The sequence below is a fragment of the Mucilaginibacter sp. UR6-11 genome, assembly GCF_020880695.1.
Taxonomy (GTDB): Bacteria; Bacteroidota; Bacteroidia; order Sphingobacteriales; family Sphingobacteriaceae; genus Mucilaginibacter.
Map to the genome: position 1 here is coordinate 600,069 of NZ_JAJIWO010000001.1, position 17,875 is coordinate 617,943.

At 42.7% G+C, this 17,875-nt stretch carries 18 protein-coding genes; 7 read left to right on the forward strand and 11 right to left on the reverse strand.

Features of this window, described 5'->3' with window-relative positions:
• The first annotated feature begins 152 nt into the window (after positions 1 to 152).
• Entirely contained in the window at positions 153 to 605 is a 453-nt protein-coding gene (locus tag LJ658_RS02785; protein WP_230544930.1) for a hypothetical protein, read from the forward strand.
• A 44-nt stretch (positions 606 to 649) separates the two neighbouring features.
• Here LJ658_RS02785 and bshB1 read toward each other — a convergent pair whose 3' ends face one another.
• Genes bshB1 through LJ658_RS02800 form a run of 3 tightly spaced genes read right to left on the reverse strand, consistent with a single transcriptional unit; the run spans position 650 to position 2,507 of the window.
• Positions 650 to 1,372: a bacillithiol biosynthesis deacetylase BshB1 gene (bshB1, locus tag LJ658_RS02790; protein WP_230544931.1), complete on the reverse strand. Its 723-nt coding sequence runs from the start codon at positions 1,370 to 1,372 to the stop codon at positions 650 to 652.
• Between the two features lie 17 nt (positions 1,373 to 1,389).
• Complete coding sequence (locus LJ658_RS02795) at positions 1,390 to 1,890, reverse strand: glutathione peroxidase (protein ID WP_230544932.1); 501 nt, start codon at positions 1,888 to 1,890, stop codon at positions 1,390 to 1,392.
• A 2-nt stretch (positions 1,891 to 1,892) separates the two neighbouring features.
• Positions 1,893 to 2,507: a DUF4294 domain-containing protein gene (locus LJ658_RS02800; RefSeq protein ID WP_230544933.1), complete on the reverse strand. Its 615-nt coding sequence runs from the start codon at positions 2,505 to 2,507 to the stop codon at positions 1,893 to 1,895.
• Positions 2,508 to 2,615: 108 nt separating this feature from the next.
• On the opposite strand from LJ658_RS02800, the gene LJ658_RS02805 reads away from it, so the two are divergent.
• The 4 genes from LJ658_RS02805 to LJ658_RS02820 all read left to right on the forward strand — a co-directional run bounded on the left by LJ658_RS02805 (position 2,616) and on the right by LJ658_RS02820 (position 8,067).
• Complete coding sequence (locus tag LJ658_RS02805) at positions 2,616 to 4,835, forward strand: bifunctional (p)ppGpp synthetase/guanosine-3',5'-bis(diphosphate) 3'-pyrophosphohydrolase (protein WP_230544934.1); 2,220 nt, start codon at positions 2,616 to 2,618, stop codon at positions 4,833 to 4,835.
• 141 nt (positions 4,836 to 4,976) lie between these two features.
• Positions 4,977 to 5,420 (forward strand): Fur family transcriptional regulator, encoded by a 444-nt coding sequence (locus LJ658_RS02810; RefSeq protein WP_370632932.1) that lies wholly within the window; start codon positions 4,977 to 4,979, stop codon positions 5,418 to 5,420.
• 36 nt (positions 5,421 to 5,456) lie between these two features.
• Positions 5,457 to 6,734, forward strand: a complete 1,278-nt coding sequence (locus LJ658_RS02815; protein WP_230544936.1) for an adenylosuccinate synthase — start codon at positions 5,457 to 5,459, stop codon at positions 6,732 to 6,734.
• 64 nt (positions 6,735 to 6,798) lie between these two features.
• Positions 6,799 to 8,067 carry an anthranilate synthase component I family protein gene (locus LJ658_RS02820; protein WP_230544937.1) on the forward strand — a complete coding sequence of 423 codons (1,269 nt, stop codon included), beginning with the start codon at positions 6,799 to 6,801 and terminating at the stop codon, positions 8,065 to 8,067.
• A gap of 138 nt (positions 8,068 to 8,205) precedes the next feature.
• On the opposite strand, the gene LJ658_RS02825 is transcribed toward LJ658_RS02820, so the two are convergent.
• The 7 genes from LJ658_RS02825 to LJ658_RS02855 all read right to left on the reverse strand — a co-directional run bounded on the left by LJ658_RS02825 (position 8,206) and on the right by LJ658_RS02855 (position 14,695).
• Complete coding sequence (locus tag LJ658_RS02825) at positions 8,206 to 9,009, reverse strand: M48 family metallopeptidase (RefSeq protein WP_230544938.1); 804 nt, start codon at positions 9,007 to 9,009, stop codon at positions 8,206 to 8,208.
• 73 nt (positions 9,010 to 9,082) lie between these two features.
• Positions 9,083 to 9,727 carry a glycerol-3-phosphate 1-O-acyltransferase PlsY gene (plsY, locus tag LJ658_RS02830; protein ID WP_230544939.1) on the reverse strand — a complete coding sequence of 215 codons (645 nt, stop codon included), beginning with the start codon at positions 9,725 to 9,727 and terminating at the stop codon, positions 9,083 to 9,085.
• 94 nt (positions 9,728 to 9,821) lie between these two features.
• On the reverse strand, positions 9,822 to 10,667 hold the full coding sequence (gene nadC / locus LJ658_RS02835) for a carboxylating nicotinate-nucleotide diphosphorylase (protein WP_230544940.1): 846 nt from the start codon (positions 10,665 to 10,667) through the stop codon (positions 9,822 to 9,824).
• Positions 10,668 to 10,960: 293 nt separating this feature from the next.
• Positions 10,961 to 12,235: an outer membrane beta-barrel protein gene (locus LJ658_RS02840; protein WP_230544941.1), complete on the reverse strand. Its 1,275-nt coding sequence runs from the start codon at positions 12,233 to 12,235 to the stop codon at positions 10,961 to 10,963.
• Positions 12,225 to 12,803: an RNA polymerase sigma factor gene (locus LJ658_RS02845; RefSeq protein WP_230544942.1), complete on the reverse strand. Its 579-nt coding sequence runs from the start codon at positions 12,801 to 12,803 to the stop codon at positions 12,225 to 12,227. Before LJ658_RS02845 ends, LJ658_RS02840 begins: the two co-directional genes overlap by 11 nt.
• A 70-nt stretch (positions 12,804 to 12,873) precedes the next feature.
• Positions 12,874 to 13,548 carry a DUF4397 domain-containing protein gene (locus LJ658_RS02850; RefSeq protein WP_230544943.1) on the reverse strand — a complete coding sequence of 225 codons (675 nt, stop codon included), beginning with the start codon at positions 13,546 to 13,548 and terminating at the stop codon, positions 12,874 to 12,876.
• Positions 13,549 to 13,669: 121 nt separating this feature from the next.
• Entirely contained in the window at positions 13,670 to 14,695 is a 1,026-nt protein-coding gene (locus tag LJ658_RS02855; protein ID WP_230544944.1) for an alpha/beta fold hydrolase, read from the reverse strand.
• 198 nt (positions 14,696 to 14,893) lie between these two features.
• Here LJ658_RS02855 and gpmI point away from each other — a divergent pair, with 198 nt between their 5' ends.
• Together gpmI and LJ658_RS02865 are read left to right on the forward strand one after the other, a co-directional pair.
• Positions 14,894 to 16,417, forward strand: coding sequence for a 2,3-bisphosphoglycerate-independent phosphoglycerate mutase (gene gpmI, locus LJ658_RS02860; RefSeq protein WP_230544945.1), 1,524 nt, complete (start codon positions 14,894 to 14,896; stop codon positions 16,415 to 16,417).
• The gene (locus LJ658_RS02865; RefSeq protein WP_230544946.1) at positions 16,404 to 16,997 is read left to right on the forward strand and encodes a hypothetical protein; all 594 of its coding nucleotides are present in this window, start codon (positions 16,404 to 16,406) and stop codon (positions 16,995 to 16,997) included. The genes gpmI and LJ658_RS02865 overlap by 14 nt, the downstream gene beginning before the upstream one ends.
• Here LJ658_RS02865 and LJ658_RS02870 read toward each other — a convergent pair.
• The gene (locus tag LJ658_RS02870; protein WP_230544947.1) at positions 16,994 to 17,623 is read right to left on the reverse strand and encodes a tetratricopeptide repeat protein; all 630 of its coding nucleotides are present in this window, start codon (positions 17,621 to 17,623) and stop codon (positions 16,994 to 16,996) included. The two genes, LJ658_RS02865 and LJ658_RS02870, sit on opposite strands and share 4 nt — an antisense overlap.
• Positions 17,624 to 17,875 lie beyond the last annotated feature (252 nt).

Genomic DNA, 17,875 nt, shown 5'->3' on the forward strand with positions numbered 1-17,875 from the left:
TTGAACCCTCTATTTTTTATAGGTGAAATATACTATAATTGTATGTTTGCGTTATATTTAATATATAAATACCTCTGTTAATAAAGCTAATTTCTCTATTTATTACTTTATTAAGTCCACCGAAATAATATTTACCGTAGCAATAATATGTCATGAGCAAACCGATTGAAAAACTAAAAAAACAGCTGATTGAAATATCAGAAGTTGTTAATGCATTCAGGTCAGAAGCCGTTCAGGTAAGAGTCGTGGATAAACTGTTAGATGCAATGATCGAGTTTGAAAGAGGAGATCCTGACGGACTTGAATTCTTAATGAAAAAAAACAGCAAACAAAAATTAGGTGCTGATGCAGGAGACAGTTTAAAAGGCAAGAAAAAACCCGGCGCTACCAAAATACTTAATCAGCTTTTAACAACCGACTTTTTCACGACAGCACATTCCATATCAGCCATAGCCGAATATTGCAGGGATCAATACAACTCCGATTTTAAGACCTCTGAATTATCAGGCATATTATTAAAGCTTGCCAAAGAAAACAAGCTTAAGCGCCAAAGAAATGAAGAAAGCAACAGGTTTGAATACGTTGGCGTAAATAGTCTAAGCTGATAATATATCAGCCATCTATTCTGGCTGGAAGATTTGATGGCCTTTTATCGCAGATCAAATAAATTATCTACACCTAAAATTCGGCGGGAAGTAAAGCCTTCAGCAAATCTTACGTGGATCGCTTTTCCAAACTCGCGTGCACGGGCCTCAACTACCGCTATAAACTCGGGCGATGAGATGTAGGTTTGCGGCTCTTCTTCCCACTCGGGATTATAAAATTGCGATCCGTAGGCAAAAATGCTTTGAACTTTTTTATCCCAATAGTCGGTAACATCAACTACGATATCAGGCTTAATGTAAACATCCTGTATAAAATGAAGTAATAGTTTGGCACGCCATGGTTCCTGTAAGCTGCCGCCTTCAAAAGTTTCGATCTTTCTTAAACCTGATAAAAAAGCAGAATCGGCAACCAAATTACATGCACGGCCATGGTCAGGGTGCCGGTCGTGGTAAGCATTGGTAATTATAATTTCGGGTTGATATTTGCGTATTGCTTCAATAACCTTTAACTGATATGGCTTTGTGTTCTCAAAAAAGCCATCAGGTATGCCCAGGTTCTCCCGTACGGCTAAACCCAATATTTCACCTGCGGCTGCGGCTTCTTTGTCCCGGATCTCGGCCGACCCCCGTGTACCTAACTCGCCCCGGGTCAAATCAACAATACCAACTTTTTTACCTGAGGCAATGTGCTTTAGTATGGTGCCTCCGCAGCCTAATTCGGCATCGTCGGGATGCACAGCCAGCACTAATATATCTAATTTAAGCATGTTTTTATTAATGAGCGTTAATGGCCGGCAGCCAGCAATCTGCTAATCTTCTTTTTTATTTTGGAAGAAGTAGGATTGGTAAAAGGATAATAAAAGTCTGTCACTTCCCCGTTGCGGTCTATCAGAAATTTATGAAAGTTCCAGCGTGGCACAGAGCTTAGCCTGCCGTTTTGTTTTTTATCAGCAAAGAATTTGTATAAAGGATCAGCGTATGGCCCCCTCACTCTTATTTTCTCAAATATGGGGAAATTAGCCCCATAGTTTTCGCAAAAAGCAGCTATGGCATCCCCTTCCAGCGGTTCCTGCCCACCAAAATCATTGGACGGAAAACTTAGTATTTCAAAATCCTGACCGGCAAACTCGTTTTTCAATGCGGCCAGATCTTTTAGTTGTGGCGTAAAACCACACTCGGAAGCGGTATTTACTATTAACAGAACTTTATTTTTATAATCTGACAAGCTGATTTCTTGTCCGGATATTTTTTGGACATTGAACTGGTAGATGCTGTTAGTGCTCATTACTAGTTTTTGTAGGCATCATAGCCATCTTCCTGAAGTATTGCTTCAATATCGCGTTGTTCATCCCGGTCATAAGTTTCTTTTAAATTATGCCCAAACATGCGCGCCAGCCCCTGCATCCAGAAAGCACTAAATGATCCCTTTAGCTCTTTAACCACCGCATAAGTAGTTACATCTGTTTCGCGGTTAATTAATTTAATTAAAATTTCACCCTGACTAATTGTCAGGTTCTTAACCTCGCGGTCAAACATTTCTTTAACCTGGGTATTACAGGCATCTATCAGTTGTTTTTGTTTGGTCTTATCGCCGGTCAGCGCCAGGTCGCGCTGCAATTGCCGGTACCTGCCGCCTGCAAAATGGGCGTAAGGGATAACTTTGGTAACGTTATATCTCAATAAATTGAACGCTCTTCTGTCGGCCTCTGTCTTAAATATGCGCGATGCGCGTATAATAACATCCGGAACAACGATCCACGGAACCATTTCGCCGTCAAGCAGCGTTACATAAGTTTTAATGGTATCATTTTTGCCAAGTGTAGGTAATGCAGGATGTTGCAATTGGGCCCTTACCGTACCCATTAAGCAGCAAAACACTATCGAAAGCCCAAATAATTTCATAAATTTACGTAATGCAAAATTAATGCAATTTTTTTTGGTATTTCATAATAACCTGCAATTTTAATGTTTATTGCGTGTTAATGATAAAATGCTGATACTACCTTTATAATGAAAGAATTATTAATTGACCTGGAAGTTGAGAAGACCGAGATATTAAAAAGATACCGGGCTTTGCTGCGTGCAAGTAAATCTACCTTACAAAAGGGCGATAAACGCATGATACGCAAGGCTTTTGATATGGCTTTAGAGAGTCATAAAGATATGCGCCGTAAATCTGGCGAGCCTTATATTTATCACCCCATTGCAGTTGCGCAAATTGCGGCCGAAGAGATTGGATTAGGGACCACCTCGATTGTATGCGCCTTGCTGCATGACGTTGTTGAAGACACCGATGTTACCCTTGACGATATTGAACAGGAATTTGGGAAAAAAGTAGCCAAAATCATCGATGGCCTTACCAAAATATCGGGCGTATTTGATACCAATAGTTCCTTGCAAGCCGAGAATTTCAGGAAAATGCTGCTTACCCTTGCTGATGATGTAAGGGTGATCCTGATAAAACTGGCCGACCGCCTGCATAACATGCGTACCATGGAGTTTATGCCGCGTGACAAGCAGCTTAAACTATCATCAGAAACAGTTTACCTGTATGCTCCGCTGGCCCACCGCCTGGGGTTATATGCCATAAAATCAGAACTGGAAGATCTTTCTATGAAATACATGGAGAGAGAAACCTACCAGTTTATTAAAAATAAGCTGAACGAGAAAAAAACCGAGCGCGAGAAATTTATACGTGATTTTATTGAGCCCGTAAAAAAGGTATTACAGAGCCAGGATCTGGACGCCGACCTGTTTGGCCGGCCGAAATCCATCCACTCCATCTGGAACAAGATGAAGAAAAAGTCTATTCCGTTTGAAGAAGTTTATGACCTTTTTGCCATACGGGTAATTTTGGATAGCACCCCTGAAAATGAAAAGGCTGATTGCTGGAAAGCATACTCGATAGTAACTGATCTTTACCGCCCTAACCCTGACCGGCTGCGCGACTGGATCTCGTCGCCCAAAGCAAACGGATATGAGTCGTTACACACTACAGTAATGGGCCCGCGCGGGCAGTGGGTTGAGGTACAGATCCGTACCAAACGCATGAATGAAATTGCCGAAAAAGGTTTCGCGGCGCACTGGAAATATAAAGAATCATCGACCGATAGCGGCCTTGACCAATGGGTACAAAAAGTGCGGGATATGTTAAAGAACCCCGACTCGAACGCGCTTGAGTTCCTGGATGATTTTAAGATGAACCTATTCTCCGACGAGATCTTCATTTTTACGCCTAAGGGCGCTTTGATCCAGCTGCCGTTAAATGCTACCGCGCTTGATTTTGCCTTTGAGATACATACCGACGTTGGTGCAAGCTGTATTGGCGCCAAGGTGAATCATAAGCTGGTACCGCTTAGCTATAAACTTCAAAATGGCGACCAGGTAGAAGTTATCACTTCGAGCAAGCAGGTGCCCAAAGAAGATTGGCTGAGCTTTGTAGTAACGGCTAAGGCTAAGGCCAAAATAAAATCGGCATTAAAAGAAGAAAAACGCAGGATTGCCGAGGATGGTAAGGAGATCCTGGAGCGTAAGTTAAAATCGTTAAAAATCACTTACAATTCAGAGAATATACATAAACTAAGCTATTATTTTAAACTGGGCTCAACCCAGGACCTGTTTTTCAACGTAGCCAAAGGGCTTATTGATATGAAGGATCTGAAAGATTATCAGCAATCTGAAAAAGTTGTTGAGAATAAGCCTCAGGATAAAATAGAGAATGAGCAACTACAGGGTCTGTTGCGCAACATCAAAGCCAAAGACAGCGATATACTGCTTATTGGCGAGGATATGCAGAAAATTGACTATAAATTGGCCAATTGCTGCAACCCTATCCCCGGTGATGACGTGTTTGGCTTTGTTACCGTAAGCGATGGTATCAAAATACACCGGACCAATTGCCCTAATGCCGCCAAACTGATGGCTAATTATGGTTATAGGATTGTTAAAGCCCGTTGGACAAACCAGCAGGAACTTGCATTTTTAACAGGTTTGCGTATCACCGGTATTGACGATGTTGGTTTGATTAATAAACTGACCACCGTTATATCCAATGATTTTAAAGTAAATATGCGCTCTATTACTGTTGATAGTGATAACGGAATCTTTGAAGGTTCGATCATGGTGTATGTAAACGATACCGAGCATTTGGATAACCTTATAAAACGATTAAAAACCGTAAACGGTGTTACATCGGTAAGCCGGTTTGACGCGGTTGAAAAGGCGTCGTAAGATAGAGCCGATAATTAGTTGAGTTACGCGGCATATTCACAAATTGATCTGACATTTGTCCTGACTCTTAATTCTTGTATTTTGACTCTAATTACTACCTTTGATCTTCAATAAAAAACTATGTCCCAGGAAACTATAGCAATGGTAAAAAAGATTTTTGAGGCTTACCTTGAAAATAAAAACCTGCGTAAAACCCCCGAACGTTTTGCCATACTGGAAGAGATCTATTCGCGCAGCGACCATTTTGATGTGGAATCATTATATATCCACATGAAAAATAAAAAATACCGGGTTAGCCGCGCTACGGTTTATAATACTTTGGAGTTATTGGTATCATGCGATTTGGTTACCAAACACCAGTTTGGTAAAAACATGGCCCAGTTTGAAAAATCATACGGCTATAAGCAGCATGATCATATCATTTGCCTGGATTGCGGCAAGGTAGTTGAGTTTTGCGACCCGCGTATCCAGCAGATCCAGAGCATGATGGGTGGACTGTTAAAATTTGAGATAAAACACCACTCTTTAAATCTTTATGGTAATTGTGAAAAACTTAAGGCCGGCTTTTGCGACAGAAAAGTATAACTTTACCCCCTTGTTGTTAAATATTCTAAATTCATAATGGCTGTTGACGTATTATTGGGCCTCCAGTGGGGCGATGAAGGTAAAGGAAAAATTGTTGATGTATTAAGCGCAGGTTATGACCTGATCGCCCGTTTCCAGGGAGGGCCTAATGCAGGCCACACTTTGGAGTTTGACGGCAAAAAGTTTGTACTTAACACTATACCTTCAGGTATATTTTTTGATAACACACTTAATCTTATTGGTAATGGTGTTGTTATCGACCCTATCACCCTAAAAAAAGAAATTGATAAATTAAAGGATGCCGGGCATGACCTTTTAGCGAAAAAGAATTTAATGATAGCTAAAAAGGCCCACCTGATATTACCTACCCACCAGTTGCTTGACGCCGCTTCTGAAAAGAAAATGGGCGACGGCAAAATTGGCTCCACCTTAAAAGGTATCGGCCCAACGTATATGGATAAAACCGGCCGTAATGGTTTACGTGTAGGCGATATCACTTTACCCGATTTTAAAGAACGCTACCAAAAACTGGTTGATAAACACACCTCAATGCTGCAGGCTTTATACGGCGAGGTTGCTGATTTTAGCGAACGCGAAGCTGCATTTTTTGAGGCCATTGATCTGATCAAGAAATTTCCGCTGGTTGATTCTGAACATTTTGTTAATGACTACCTTAAAAAAGGCAAGAAGATATTAGCCGAAGGTGCACAGGGTACCATGCTGGATATTGATTTTGGTTCATATCCGTTTGTAACTTCATCAAATACTACAACCGCAGGCGCTTGTACCGGTTTGGGCATTGCCCCAAATACTATTGGCGATGTTATAGGCATATTTAAAGCTTATTGCACCCGGGTTGGTGGCGGCCCCTTCCCTACCGAACTGGATGACGAAGTTGGCGAAGAACTGCGTAAAGTTGGCCATGAATTTGGTGCAACAACCGGCAGGCCACGCCGTACCGGCTGGATTGACCTTCCCGCTTTAAAATACGCTATTATGCTAAACGGCGTTACCCAAATGGTAATGACCAAAGCTGATGTTTTAAGCGGTTTTGACAAAATTTATGCCTGCACTCATTACAGCTACCTGGGCGAAAAAATTGATTATATGCCTTATGACATCTGTTCGGTTGACGCAGTGCCTGTTTTAAAAGAAATTGACGGCTGGAACGAAGATCTGACGGGTATAACCGAATTATCAGAAATACCTGCAAGGCTGCAATCGTATATTGATTACCTGGAGCAGGAACTGGGTGTACCCATCAAATGGCTGTCAGTAGGCCCGGACAGAAAGCAAACTTTGATTTTACATTAAGCTTTATATCCAATAATATTACAAAGGCCCCGGTATCCGGGGCCTTTTTTTTTAACTTTACAGTGTGATTATACAGGTAACCGATCTTGATCTTTTTAAGCAAAAAGCGCTGCAATGGGCAGCCACTTTTGATGCCTGTTGTTATCTTGATTCTAACAATTTCCATGATCCTTACTCAAAGTTTAACACGCTGATTGCTGCGGGGATTAAAGATAGCGTAACCGCGAAAATCGGATCTGCTTTTGATGAACTGGCTGCCTTTCGCGCTAAAAATCCTGGCTGGCTAACCGGCTTCTTTAGCTATGATCTTAAAAATGAGATCGAAAAGCTGTCCTCGAGCAATCCTGACCATTTACATTTTCCGGACTTGTTTTTCTTCGTTCCCAAACAGCTGATTTTAATTAATAACAACACCGTTGAGATCATCGCTGACGACGCGCAACAGATCTGGGATACAATCGACCAACAAATCGTTCCCGCTTATCACCCCAATGAAGTAAACCTGCAATCAAGATTTAGCAAGGAAGATTATATAATCACAGTAAATAAAATCAAAGACCATATTACCAGGGGCGATATCTATGTAACCAATTTTTGCCAGGAGTTTTTTGCTGATGATGCTACTATCGATCCGACTGCTATATTTTTACAGCTTAACCGGGTATCGCCAACGCCATTTGGTACTTTTTATAAGTGGCTGGATAATTATATCCTTTGCGCCTCGCCCGAGCGGTTTTTAGCCAGGCGTGGCGACAAACTCATATCCCAGCCTATTAAAGGAACTGCCAAACGCGGAAGCACCGTTCAAGAAGACAAAGCGATTAAAACCCAGTTGCGCAACCAAACCAAAGAGCTTCAGGAAAATGTAATGATTGTTGACCTGGTGCGTAATGACCTTACCCACTCTGCCAAGCCAGGCACCGTGAAAACCGAAGAACTATTTGGGGTTTACACCTTTAACCAGGTGCACCAAATGATATCAACAGTTGTTTGCAGCTTACAGGAAGGGGTTTCAAACGTGGAGGCCATCCGTAATACTTTCCCGATGGGTAGCATGACCGGCGCGCCAAAAATAAGCGCTATGCGATTAATGGAGGGTTATGAACGCAGCAGGCGCGGTGTATACTCTGGCGCCATTGGTTATTTTAGCCCTGATAATGATTTTGATTTTAATGTAGTGATCAGGACGTTACTGTATAACTCGACAGAACGATATTTATCCTTTCATGCGGGCGGAGCGATCACTTACCATGCCGACGCCGAAAAGGAATATGAGGAATGCCTGCTGAAAGTTAAGGCCATCTTGGAGGTATTGGGCCAGTCTCTATCTTAGTCTTATCAACGCAAGGCTGAACAACATTTGCCCTCACTGAAAATGATCTGATTGATTGACTGGTAGTGGAACAGAATTAAACAAAATTGCTGGCACTATCGTCAACAATCTTGTTTAATTAAAAAAAGCAGCCTGATACTATTGTGCTTTATAATATTTCATTGCTTCGGGAATAGCGCTTTGTATCGCTGCTATCCGTGTAGCGTCTGCGGGGTGGGTGCTTAAAAACTCGGGCTGCGCGCCACCTTTATTTTGCGCGGCCATGCGTTTCCAAAAAGCAACCGCCTCGTTAGGATCGTACCCGGCCATAGCCATAAAAGTTAAACCCAGCCTGTCTGCTTCCGATTCCTGATCCCTTGAGTATTTTAACAAGGCTATCTGGCCACCAATGCCATATAGTTGATTGACAATAGCCTGCGTGGTTGCCGACTGATTACCGGCAGCTGCGCCAACCAAACCACCGCCAGCCTGGGCAGCTAACTGCTGCGACATCCGCTCGGCCGAGTGCCTGGCTATGGCATGGCCAATTTCGTGTCCCATAACGGTTGCAAGGCCCGCATCATTTTTGGTCACCGGCAGGATGCCGCTATACACGGCCACTTTACCACCGGGCATGCACCAAGCGTTAATTTCGCTGCTTTGTATCAGGTTAAATTCCCATTTAAACTGATATTTGTCGGCATAGCCATTTTGCTGCAGATAACGTTCAATAGCTGCCGCCAGCCGGGCGCCGATAACTTTAACACGGTGAGCGTCAGTACCTGTAGCTATTACTTTTGTTTTAGGATCAGAGAGTAATTGAGAATAACTTGCCGCTGCCGACTGATTGATCTCTGAATCGCCGACAAGGCTTAACTGTTTGCGGCCGGTTAACGGTACGGTGGCGCATGAATAGATGATTGCGACCAACGCTAATGCAACTAAGGGTTTTAAAAATTTCATAACAATATATATCTATCTGGGGTTTAATAGTTGCAATTGATAACCATTGCGGCGCCGGAATGTTTGACCTAAGTTAAGCGGCCTTTTTTTTGAAGAGATTTACTTTTGATTCGGTACCCTTCAGCAAGCGTTCGATATTCTTTTGATGGGTAACCAATATCAGCAGGCACATGCACATGCCATAAATAACAACCGAGCGATTGCTGGGAAAGACAAAGGTAACCCCTATCAGGTAAGTAAACCCCGCCAGGATAGACCCCAGCGACACATATCTGAAAACCAGTAAAAGAATAATAAACACCACCACACACAGCAACGCCGCGTGAAAATGGATAGCTAATATCATCCCAAACAAGGTAGCTATACCCTTGCCGCCCCTGAAGCCAGCAAATACCGGGAACAAATGGCCCATTACGGCCGCAATACCAAGCGCCAGTTCATAATTGGTATAAGGGATAGAATTTACCCCTCCGGTGGTAGTTACACCAATAAAATAAGCAAGATTAGTGGCTGTCCATCCTTTTAAAATATCAAGCAGCATTACGGGTATGCCTGCTTTTTTACCAAGCACCCTAAAAGTATTGGTTGCACCAGCATTGCCGCTGCCGTACTCTCTTACATCTACCCCATAAAAGGCCATCCCTATCCAAACAGCAGTAGGGATAGAACCGCACAAATAAGCCAGTATTAGCGCTGAAATCGAATAAGGGGTGATCATATCAACGCAATATTATAAATTGATTATTGTACAAACAAGTTTAATCATATTTAAACGCAATTGTTAAAGTCTGTTAAAATTAATACAATAGCTGTTATTTTACCGCCTTCAAACTCAGGTCGAGGCAGGTAACAGAGTGTGTTATAGCGCCTATAGATACGTAATCAACCCCGCAATTAGCGTAATCGCGCACATTATCAACGGTGATACCGCCTGATGCTTCGGTGATGTACCGGCCCTCAATAATATTAACTGCTTGTTTTAGGTCAGTAAAATTGAAATTATCCAGTAATATGCGGTCTACGCCACCGGTTTGAAGTACCTCTTCTAATTCTTCTTGATTACGTACTTCAATTTCAATAGCCAGTTTTTTGTTATGAGCTGCGATATACTGATGCGCGTTCTCAATTGCCCGGGCAATCCCGCCCGAGTAGTCAACGTGATTGTCTTTGATCAGGATCATATCATATAAGCCAAAACGGTGATTAACACCTCCGCCTATCCGTACGGCCCATTTTTCCAGATAGCGCATGCCGGGGGTGGTTTTGCGGGTATCTAAAACCTGGGTGTTGGTACCTTTTAAAAGGTCTACAATATGATCGGTTGCGGTGGCTATGCCTGACATGCGCTGCATGCAATTCAATACCAATCGCTCGGCGGTAAGTATGCTGATAGCGCTACCTTCCACCTCAAATACAACATCTTTAGGTTTTACTTCGGCGCCGTCTTTTATAAAGATATTTACTTTAAGGTTTTTATCAACACATTCAAAAATATACCCGGCTAACTCAACGCCGGCTATAATGCCATGATCTTTAACTAATAGTTTTGCTTTGCCGGTTGTACCTGCCGGTATGGTAGCTAATGAGGTGTGGTCGCCGTCACCTACATCTTCTTTAAGGGCATTATCTATAAACGGGCGTACTAGTTCTTTATCCAAATCGGGTTATGTTTAGAAGCTTCAAAAGTAATAACATTTTTTGGAAGTGATAGTTTTGATGTGCAGATATGCAAATGTAGTGTAGCAAGGGTATTCATTTTTTTTTATGATCAACTCTTACAAACACTCCCGCTTCAAAATGAACGCCCGTTTTCTCGATTATGAACACTCCCGCGCTCCTTTGAACCGAAAACAGAGAGTCCACAACTACGGGAAGATGGTGATAACTATAGGCACCGTCTTGTGAAGGCCAGGGACTTAAAACCCGGCGGAACCAAGTTCAGACAACTATATTAAAATTCAAACCCTAAATGCACGCCTCCCTGCATCAGGTTGATTTTTTCAGTAGATACAGTACCGAACGGCACCCTTAAAAACGGACCGAAATTGATTTGATTACGGCCAATGGCTTTCTTTTTACCTATGGATAAAATATAAAAGCCCATGTAATTATTGATCTTCTCTTTACTCTCCTCGGTCTTCTGCTCAGACACCACACGCATTACCGGCTGTGCCAGTCCGGCTGAGTTAGGCGCAAGTGTGGTAATGGTACTTTCTGCTAAATAGTTATAATTTAAATGATTATTGGTAACAGACATGCCCACCACGCCGGCGGATACATAAAAGCCGCTATTAGTTTTATATTGCAAACCAATCGGCACTTCAAAACCCGATACGGCCAAATCAACCCCCTGCACTTTTCTTGTCGGATCAGCATCCTGATTGTTGCCCGTTGTTGTGGCGTTTAATAAGGAATACGCTACGCCACTGCTGATTGATAAATTATTATTGAGATTATAAGACACCTGTATCCCCGTACCAAAATTAACTTTTTGGTTACCTAATGCAGGCGATACCACTACGCCATAACTTAGGCTTTTAATTTTTGTCCGGGTTGTGCTAACCATCTGCTGTCCGGTTTTCTTTTTAACCAGCATATCATATACCGGCTTGTTATCCTGCCTATATTTTTCTGTTTCGTTATTATTAGCAATAACGTCATTTTGTGGAACGATCACAGGCAATTTGGCCGCGCGGGCAGTATCAGTAATTGCTGATCTTCCGGAGGGTTTATAAACCTCTACGGGTTTAACAGCTACAATAGCCGCAGCGTTAATACCGTTAATAGTTGGCCGATTTACCGGGGCATACCCGGCCAGGTGTTTTTCCGGTTTGCTAAAATCGTGTTTGGCTAAAGTTTGCCCAGGCTTTGCAACATCACGCCGGGCGGCAGTAATACTGCCATTATGATCATCATTAATAATAACCGGGCTATCTTTTGCTAGTTTTTCAGCCCCGGATTGTAAGGTCTTAGGCACCGATTGGCGCAAAATATTTTTAGTTTGGGTAAGCTGCGCAGATCCGTCCGGCTTTATTGTAAACCAAACAATGCCATAGGTAAGCAACAGTAAAACAGCAGCGGCACTGCCCGCTCTGAAAAACAACAAAGCCATCCTCCGGCGTTTTCGCTTTTGCTGAAACGCTTCCCAGGCACCAGGCACATAAGCATCTTCGTAAGCGTGCAGCGTGTCCTCTATATGGCTTATAAAATCATCTTCATTTGTCATAATACGTCATCATACTTTTTTGATAGAGGTCTGCAAGCTTTACTCTTGCCCTTGTCAAATATACCCGGCTGGTGCTGGGCGGAATTTCAAACTTCTTCCCTATTTCCTCGTGCGAAAAACCTTCAATCTGGTGCATGTTAAATATCAGCTGCTGTATGGGCGGCAGCTCATCCATAAGCGCCATAATAGCCTGAAAAGATAGGTTATCGGGCGTCTCGATAGCTATATTCATTATTTTATCGTCGGTAATATCATCAACATACAGCAAAACCTTCCTGGCGCGGATACTATCTATAGCCGTATTCGCTGCTATTCTTCCTATCCAGCCCTTAAACACTTTTGGTAATTCATCAGGCGGCCCGGTAAAAGTAAAGTCGCCTATCTTTTTAAAGATTCGTACAAAAGCATCGTTTATCAGTTCGTTTATGCTATGCCGCTGCTTAACATACCTAAAAACCACCCCCGACAGATATCCATAAAAGGTTTTATATAAAAGCTCCTCGCATTTATTGTCCCTTTTAGCACACCCGTCAATCAGATCTTTTAAAGCCAGCTCTTTTTTTAGCACCTACAATAAAATTATAAACCATTGCCACTTGCGGGCAATGGTTTAGCATTATCAATTATATAATAACTGGTTAGTAATTTCTTACAATCTCCGCCCCAAGAGCAGTAGCATCTGTAGCAGCGTATATACCCCGCGCCCAAATGGTATAACTATGCCCCGATAACAAATTTACGGAAGGTAGGGTAACTTTGTTAACCGTGGTGCCATGTTCCCGGATTACAAACGTATATTGTTTTTCACCATCAATGGGTGTATAAGCGCTGTTGGCTTTGTAGGCCCTGCCCGAAACCAGCGTAGTGCCGGTATTTAAAGCCAGATCAAGCGTAGGCGAGCCGATGCTCATGTTTACAAACCTGATGTTTGCTTTACCAGCTGCCGGGCGGATAAGGCTATCCTCAAGTAAAACAAATTCGGCGGTGCTCCAGTTGCCGGTTAAAAAAGCCGAATAGAATTTACCCTGATCAAGGGTGATGTTTTTATAAACTTTTTTTTCGTTGTTACGATAAGCGCTTACTTCCCGGTTGCCCGAGTAGGCGTTTACATATTCAATACCGCCTTTATATGAAAGTGAATCATATTGGATTTTGTTAGCGTTTAAATAAATGCTCACCGCCGGCGCATCAGGCGAGGCATTATAAAACGAAATAGCCGATATGGCAGGAGGCGGCTCGTAAGTGGTTTTTTTACAGCTTACCGCGGTTAAGATAACCAGGCCGGCGGCAGCGAGTAGTTTTAAATGTTTCATGGTTGATAAATGATAAAAGTGTTTTTAATCTATTATCAGATAAAACGAGGGGTGTAAAGCTTTCGTTACAGTTGTATTAACTTTTTTTTTAAAAACCTCTCCTTTGGCGGATAGGGTGAAACTAATTTCCCGTCAGTATTTCAACCATCGCTTTCCTGGCTTCGGCATTGCCAAAATTACCGGCAAGATGGCCTGCATCGCTGTCAATAACAACCAGTTTGGCCCCCGTCAGTTTTGCAAATTCAATTGCAGGTGCGGGGTTAACAATATGATCTTGTGCCGAAGCAATGATGAGCATTTTTGCTTTAACATGCGCCGCAGTCTCTTTTAATGAACCATTATAATCTTTTGCGATATCAAAGCCTTCTAAAGCGGCCGACTGATAATAGGTATCGTTCCAGTCGCCGTGTTGCTGGGCCTCAGTATCCGCTAACCACTTAGGGAACTGGTCACGTGGCTTTGATCTTACTTTTTCTGCTGGGGTGGTTAGTAAAAGTTCCCATAGCATATTAACCATTGTAATTTTAGGGTTGACCTTATAGTTACCGTGGTTATATTCAGGATCGTTTTCAATAATTTTACGGTATAGCGCCCCGCGCATCATATCATAACTGGTAAACTGGGGCGTACCCACAATCGGGATAAGCAGATCAGCAAAATCCGGATAAGATACTGCCCATTGAAAAGTCTGGATCCCTCCCATTGATATTCCTGTTATGGCGTGCACATGACTGATCCCAAATTTTTGCTTCAGCAAACGGTGCTGGCTCTCAATCATATTCACTACAGAAAAAGCAGGAAATTTTGTACCGTGTTGTTTAACGCTGTTTGAGGGAGATGAAGAGATCCCGTCGCCCAGCGCGTCAACTATCATTACAAAATAGCTGGTGGTGTCAATGGCCCTCCAGGTGTCAGGGCCAGCCAGGTTTTTAGATATGCCGCCAAACCAGGTAAGTATGAGTACTCCATTAGTTTTATCTTCATTTAATTTACCATAGGTACGATAGCCGATCTGGCAATTAACAATAGTACCGCCGGTTACTTTCAGATCGCCGATGGAGGCTATCTGCTGACGATCGGGCTTGCTTTGGGCGCGCGAGATGGTAGTAATTAAAAGGATTGGGATCAGGAGCGTAAGATTTTTCATGTCTGATTCAATTGGTTTGATAAAGCTATGTAAAAGCATGAAATATGGCAAGTTGGTAAGCGGTTACCCCGATATCACTGCTTTTGCCGACCGGGTGAATTAACAGCACTCCAGTATGCGAACACGCCCGCCTTTGGGATGCCGAAATAAATTCGGCATGACTTCAGGAAATAAACGAGGTTACTTTATATTTGCAATGTGGAAAACAAAAAGAAACTTGCATTAATAATATTAGACGGCTGGGGTTACGGCCGTAATGATCAGTCGAACGCCATCCTGGCCGCTAAAACGCCGTTTTTTGATTCTTTGATCGCACAGTATCCAAACTCAACCCTGGAAGCATCAGGCATGGCCGTTGGCTTGCCGGATGGACAGATGGGCAACTCGGAAGTGGGTCATATGAACCTTGGCGCCGGTCGCACCGTTTACCAGGAGCTTGGCCGTATCAATAAAGCAGTTGATGATAATGAACTGGTAACCAACCCGGTGCTTAAAAGCGCTTTTGACTACGCTAAACAAAACAATAAAGACGTACACTTCATCGGCTTAGTGTCTGATGGTGGTGTGCACTCGCACATTAAACATTTAAAAGGATTGTGTGACGCGGCGGTAACTTCAGGGCTGGGCAATATTTTTATCCATGCTTTTTTAGATGGGCGTGATACGGATCCAAAATCAGGCTTAGGTTTTATTACTGACCTGGAAAATCATATCGCCAACACGCCGGTTAAGCTGGCATCGGCAATTGGCCGTTATTATGCCATGGACCGTGACAACCGCTGGGAGCGCGTTAAACAGGCATATGATGTAATGGTACACGGCATAGGCGAACCCACCAACAGTGTTACCCAGGTTATAAAAGAGGCCTATTTAAAGGATCTGACAGATGAGTTTATGCCGCCTATTGTTAATACAGATGGCGCGGGCAAACCGCTGGCGGTGATAAAAGATGGTGACGTGGTGATCTGCTTTAACTTCCGCACCGATCGCGGCCGCGAAATTACGGTGGCGCTTACGCAAAAGGCATTTCCCGAATATAATTTGCATCCGCTTGCACTGTACTATGTTACCATGACCACCTACGACGAAACGTTTAAGGACGTCAAGGTAATATTTACCAAAGAGGATTTGACCAAAACCCTGGGCGAAATTTTACAGGATGCCGGTAAGAACCAGATCCGCATAGCAGAAACCGAGAAATATCCGCACGTAACGTTCTTCTTTTCGGGCGGGCGCGAAAAAGAATTTATTAATGAGAAACGCTTGATGGTACCCTCGCCGAAAGTGGCTACCTATGACCTGCAACCCGAGATGAGCGCCGAGGGTATCCGCGATGCCATCATTCCCGAACTAAAAAGCGGTTGGCCTGATTTTGTCGTATTAAATTTTGCCAATACAGATATGGTTGGCCATACCGGTGTTTTCAGTGCGGTTGTTAAGGCTGCCGAGACTGCCGACAGGTTCTGCCGGGATGTGGTGGAAGCCGGCATAGCCAACGGATACTCATTCATTATACTGGCCGACCACGGCAATGCCGATTACATGATTAATGAGGATGGCACGCCCAATACTGCACACACTACTAACCTGGTGCCTTGTATTATTATTGATAAAGATGTTAAACAGGTAAAAGACGGCAAGCTTGGCGACATAGCCCCTACCGTACTCCATATTTTAGGCGTTACCATCCCTGAAGAAATGAGCGGGAATGTATTGGTGTAAACACATTCATAACAAAGAAATCAGCTATTCTAATTCCTCCTTCGGAAGGGGGTTGATTTTTTTGTTTGCCATCTCCATTTCTGTATTCCTTCCATCCTGCAGGCCGGATCGTGTGCAGGATGGGGCTGCGTTAAAATTCTTTGATTTAAAAGGATATTTTAAGGCCGATACGGCGCGGCTCAGAAAACTTAATCATCTTATCACCAAGACAGTAACCCATAACGGCATTACCGAAACAAAAAAAGTTCATATCCGCAATTGGGGGCTTGAGTTGAATTTATTTAGCCAGTCGGACATTAATAAGCCCGCCTGGCGGGACAGCTATGTTATTGAAAACAGCGGCCATACCATCATATACCGTGCAAAAAACAATGATCTGAAAACCCAGCTGATCGTGATCAATAAAAAAGACGATAATACTATTAAATGGATAATGATCTACAACAATACCCAAAACCTGCTGTACCAAACCACCGAAAAATTGAGTTATTTCCCTGACTCACTTTACATTATAAAAAAATATCAGACGGTACGTTTGTTAGGGGCTAACAAATACGTTGTAAGGGGAACGCTTAATTAACGATGCCCCTGTGCCGAAGCCTGTTTCTCTTTCAACAGATCGATGATCGACGCGATGTCATCTCTTGACTTATCCGTATCCAAAACCTTTTGCAGGTCGGCAATAGAGGCTTTTATAGCGCTAATACCCCTGGTCTTATCATAGAAACGGGAATTAGGTTGCAGCCTGAAAAAACCATACTCTTTATAAGCAATGCCCCGGTTTTGATAAAATGAAGTTATTTTCGCTTCGGCTGGGTTTATAGAAATGGCCTTGGTTAGATCAATTATGGCGCCCAGCAAATATTTCTCCTTTTCGGCAGCGATTTGACTTTCGGTACCCAGGCAGATCTGGGCCTTGGCGCGGTAATAATATGCATGGGCATCCGCCGGCTCAATAGCAATCTCTTTGGTAAAAGCCAGTATTGATTTGAGATAGTTATCACTGTGGAAATAAGAGTAACCCAGCATCCATAAAGCATTGGCATTGGTTGAATCTATCAAACGGCCCTTCTCTAACTGTGTAATGGCCGCTTTAAAATTCCCCTCAATATATGCCTGCTGTCCTAACTTGATATAGGCATTTTGTGATGCCGCATGTTCAACAGAAGATATGATCAGGAAAGATACTAAGATCGGTAACCTCATTAAAAACTTTATATGTTAAACAAAATAGTATATTACTAACTCCTATAACTAAAAATTATTATAACACTGTAACAATTTTATTGAAAATATATTGGCAGCCGGTAAAAAAGGCGAAGCAAGAGTATGACTTTTTTACATCTTTACCAATTAATTTAACCACAATCAACAAAAAGCATTTAAATTTGTAATCGCCAAATAATCAAACTGATAACTAATCAAACTAATTGATATAACACTATTGTATGAACTTGG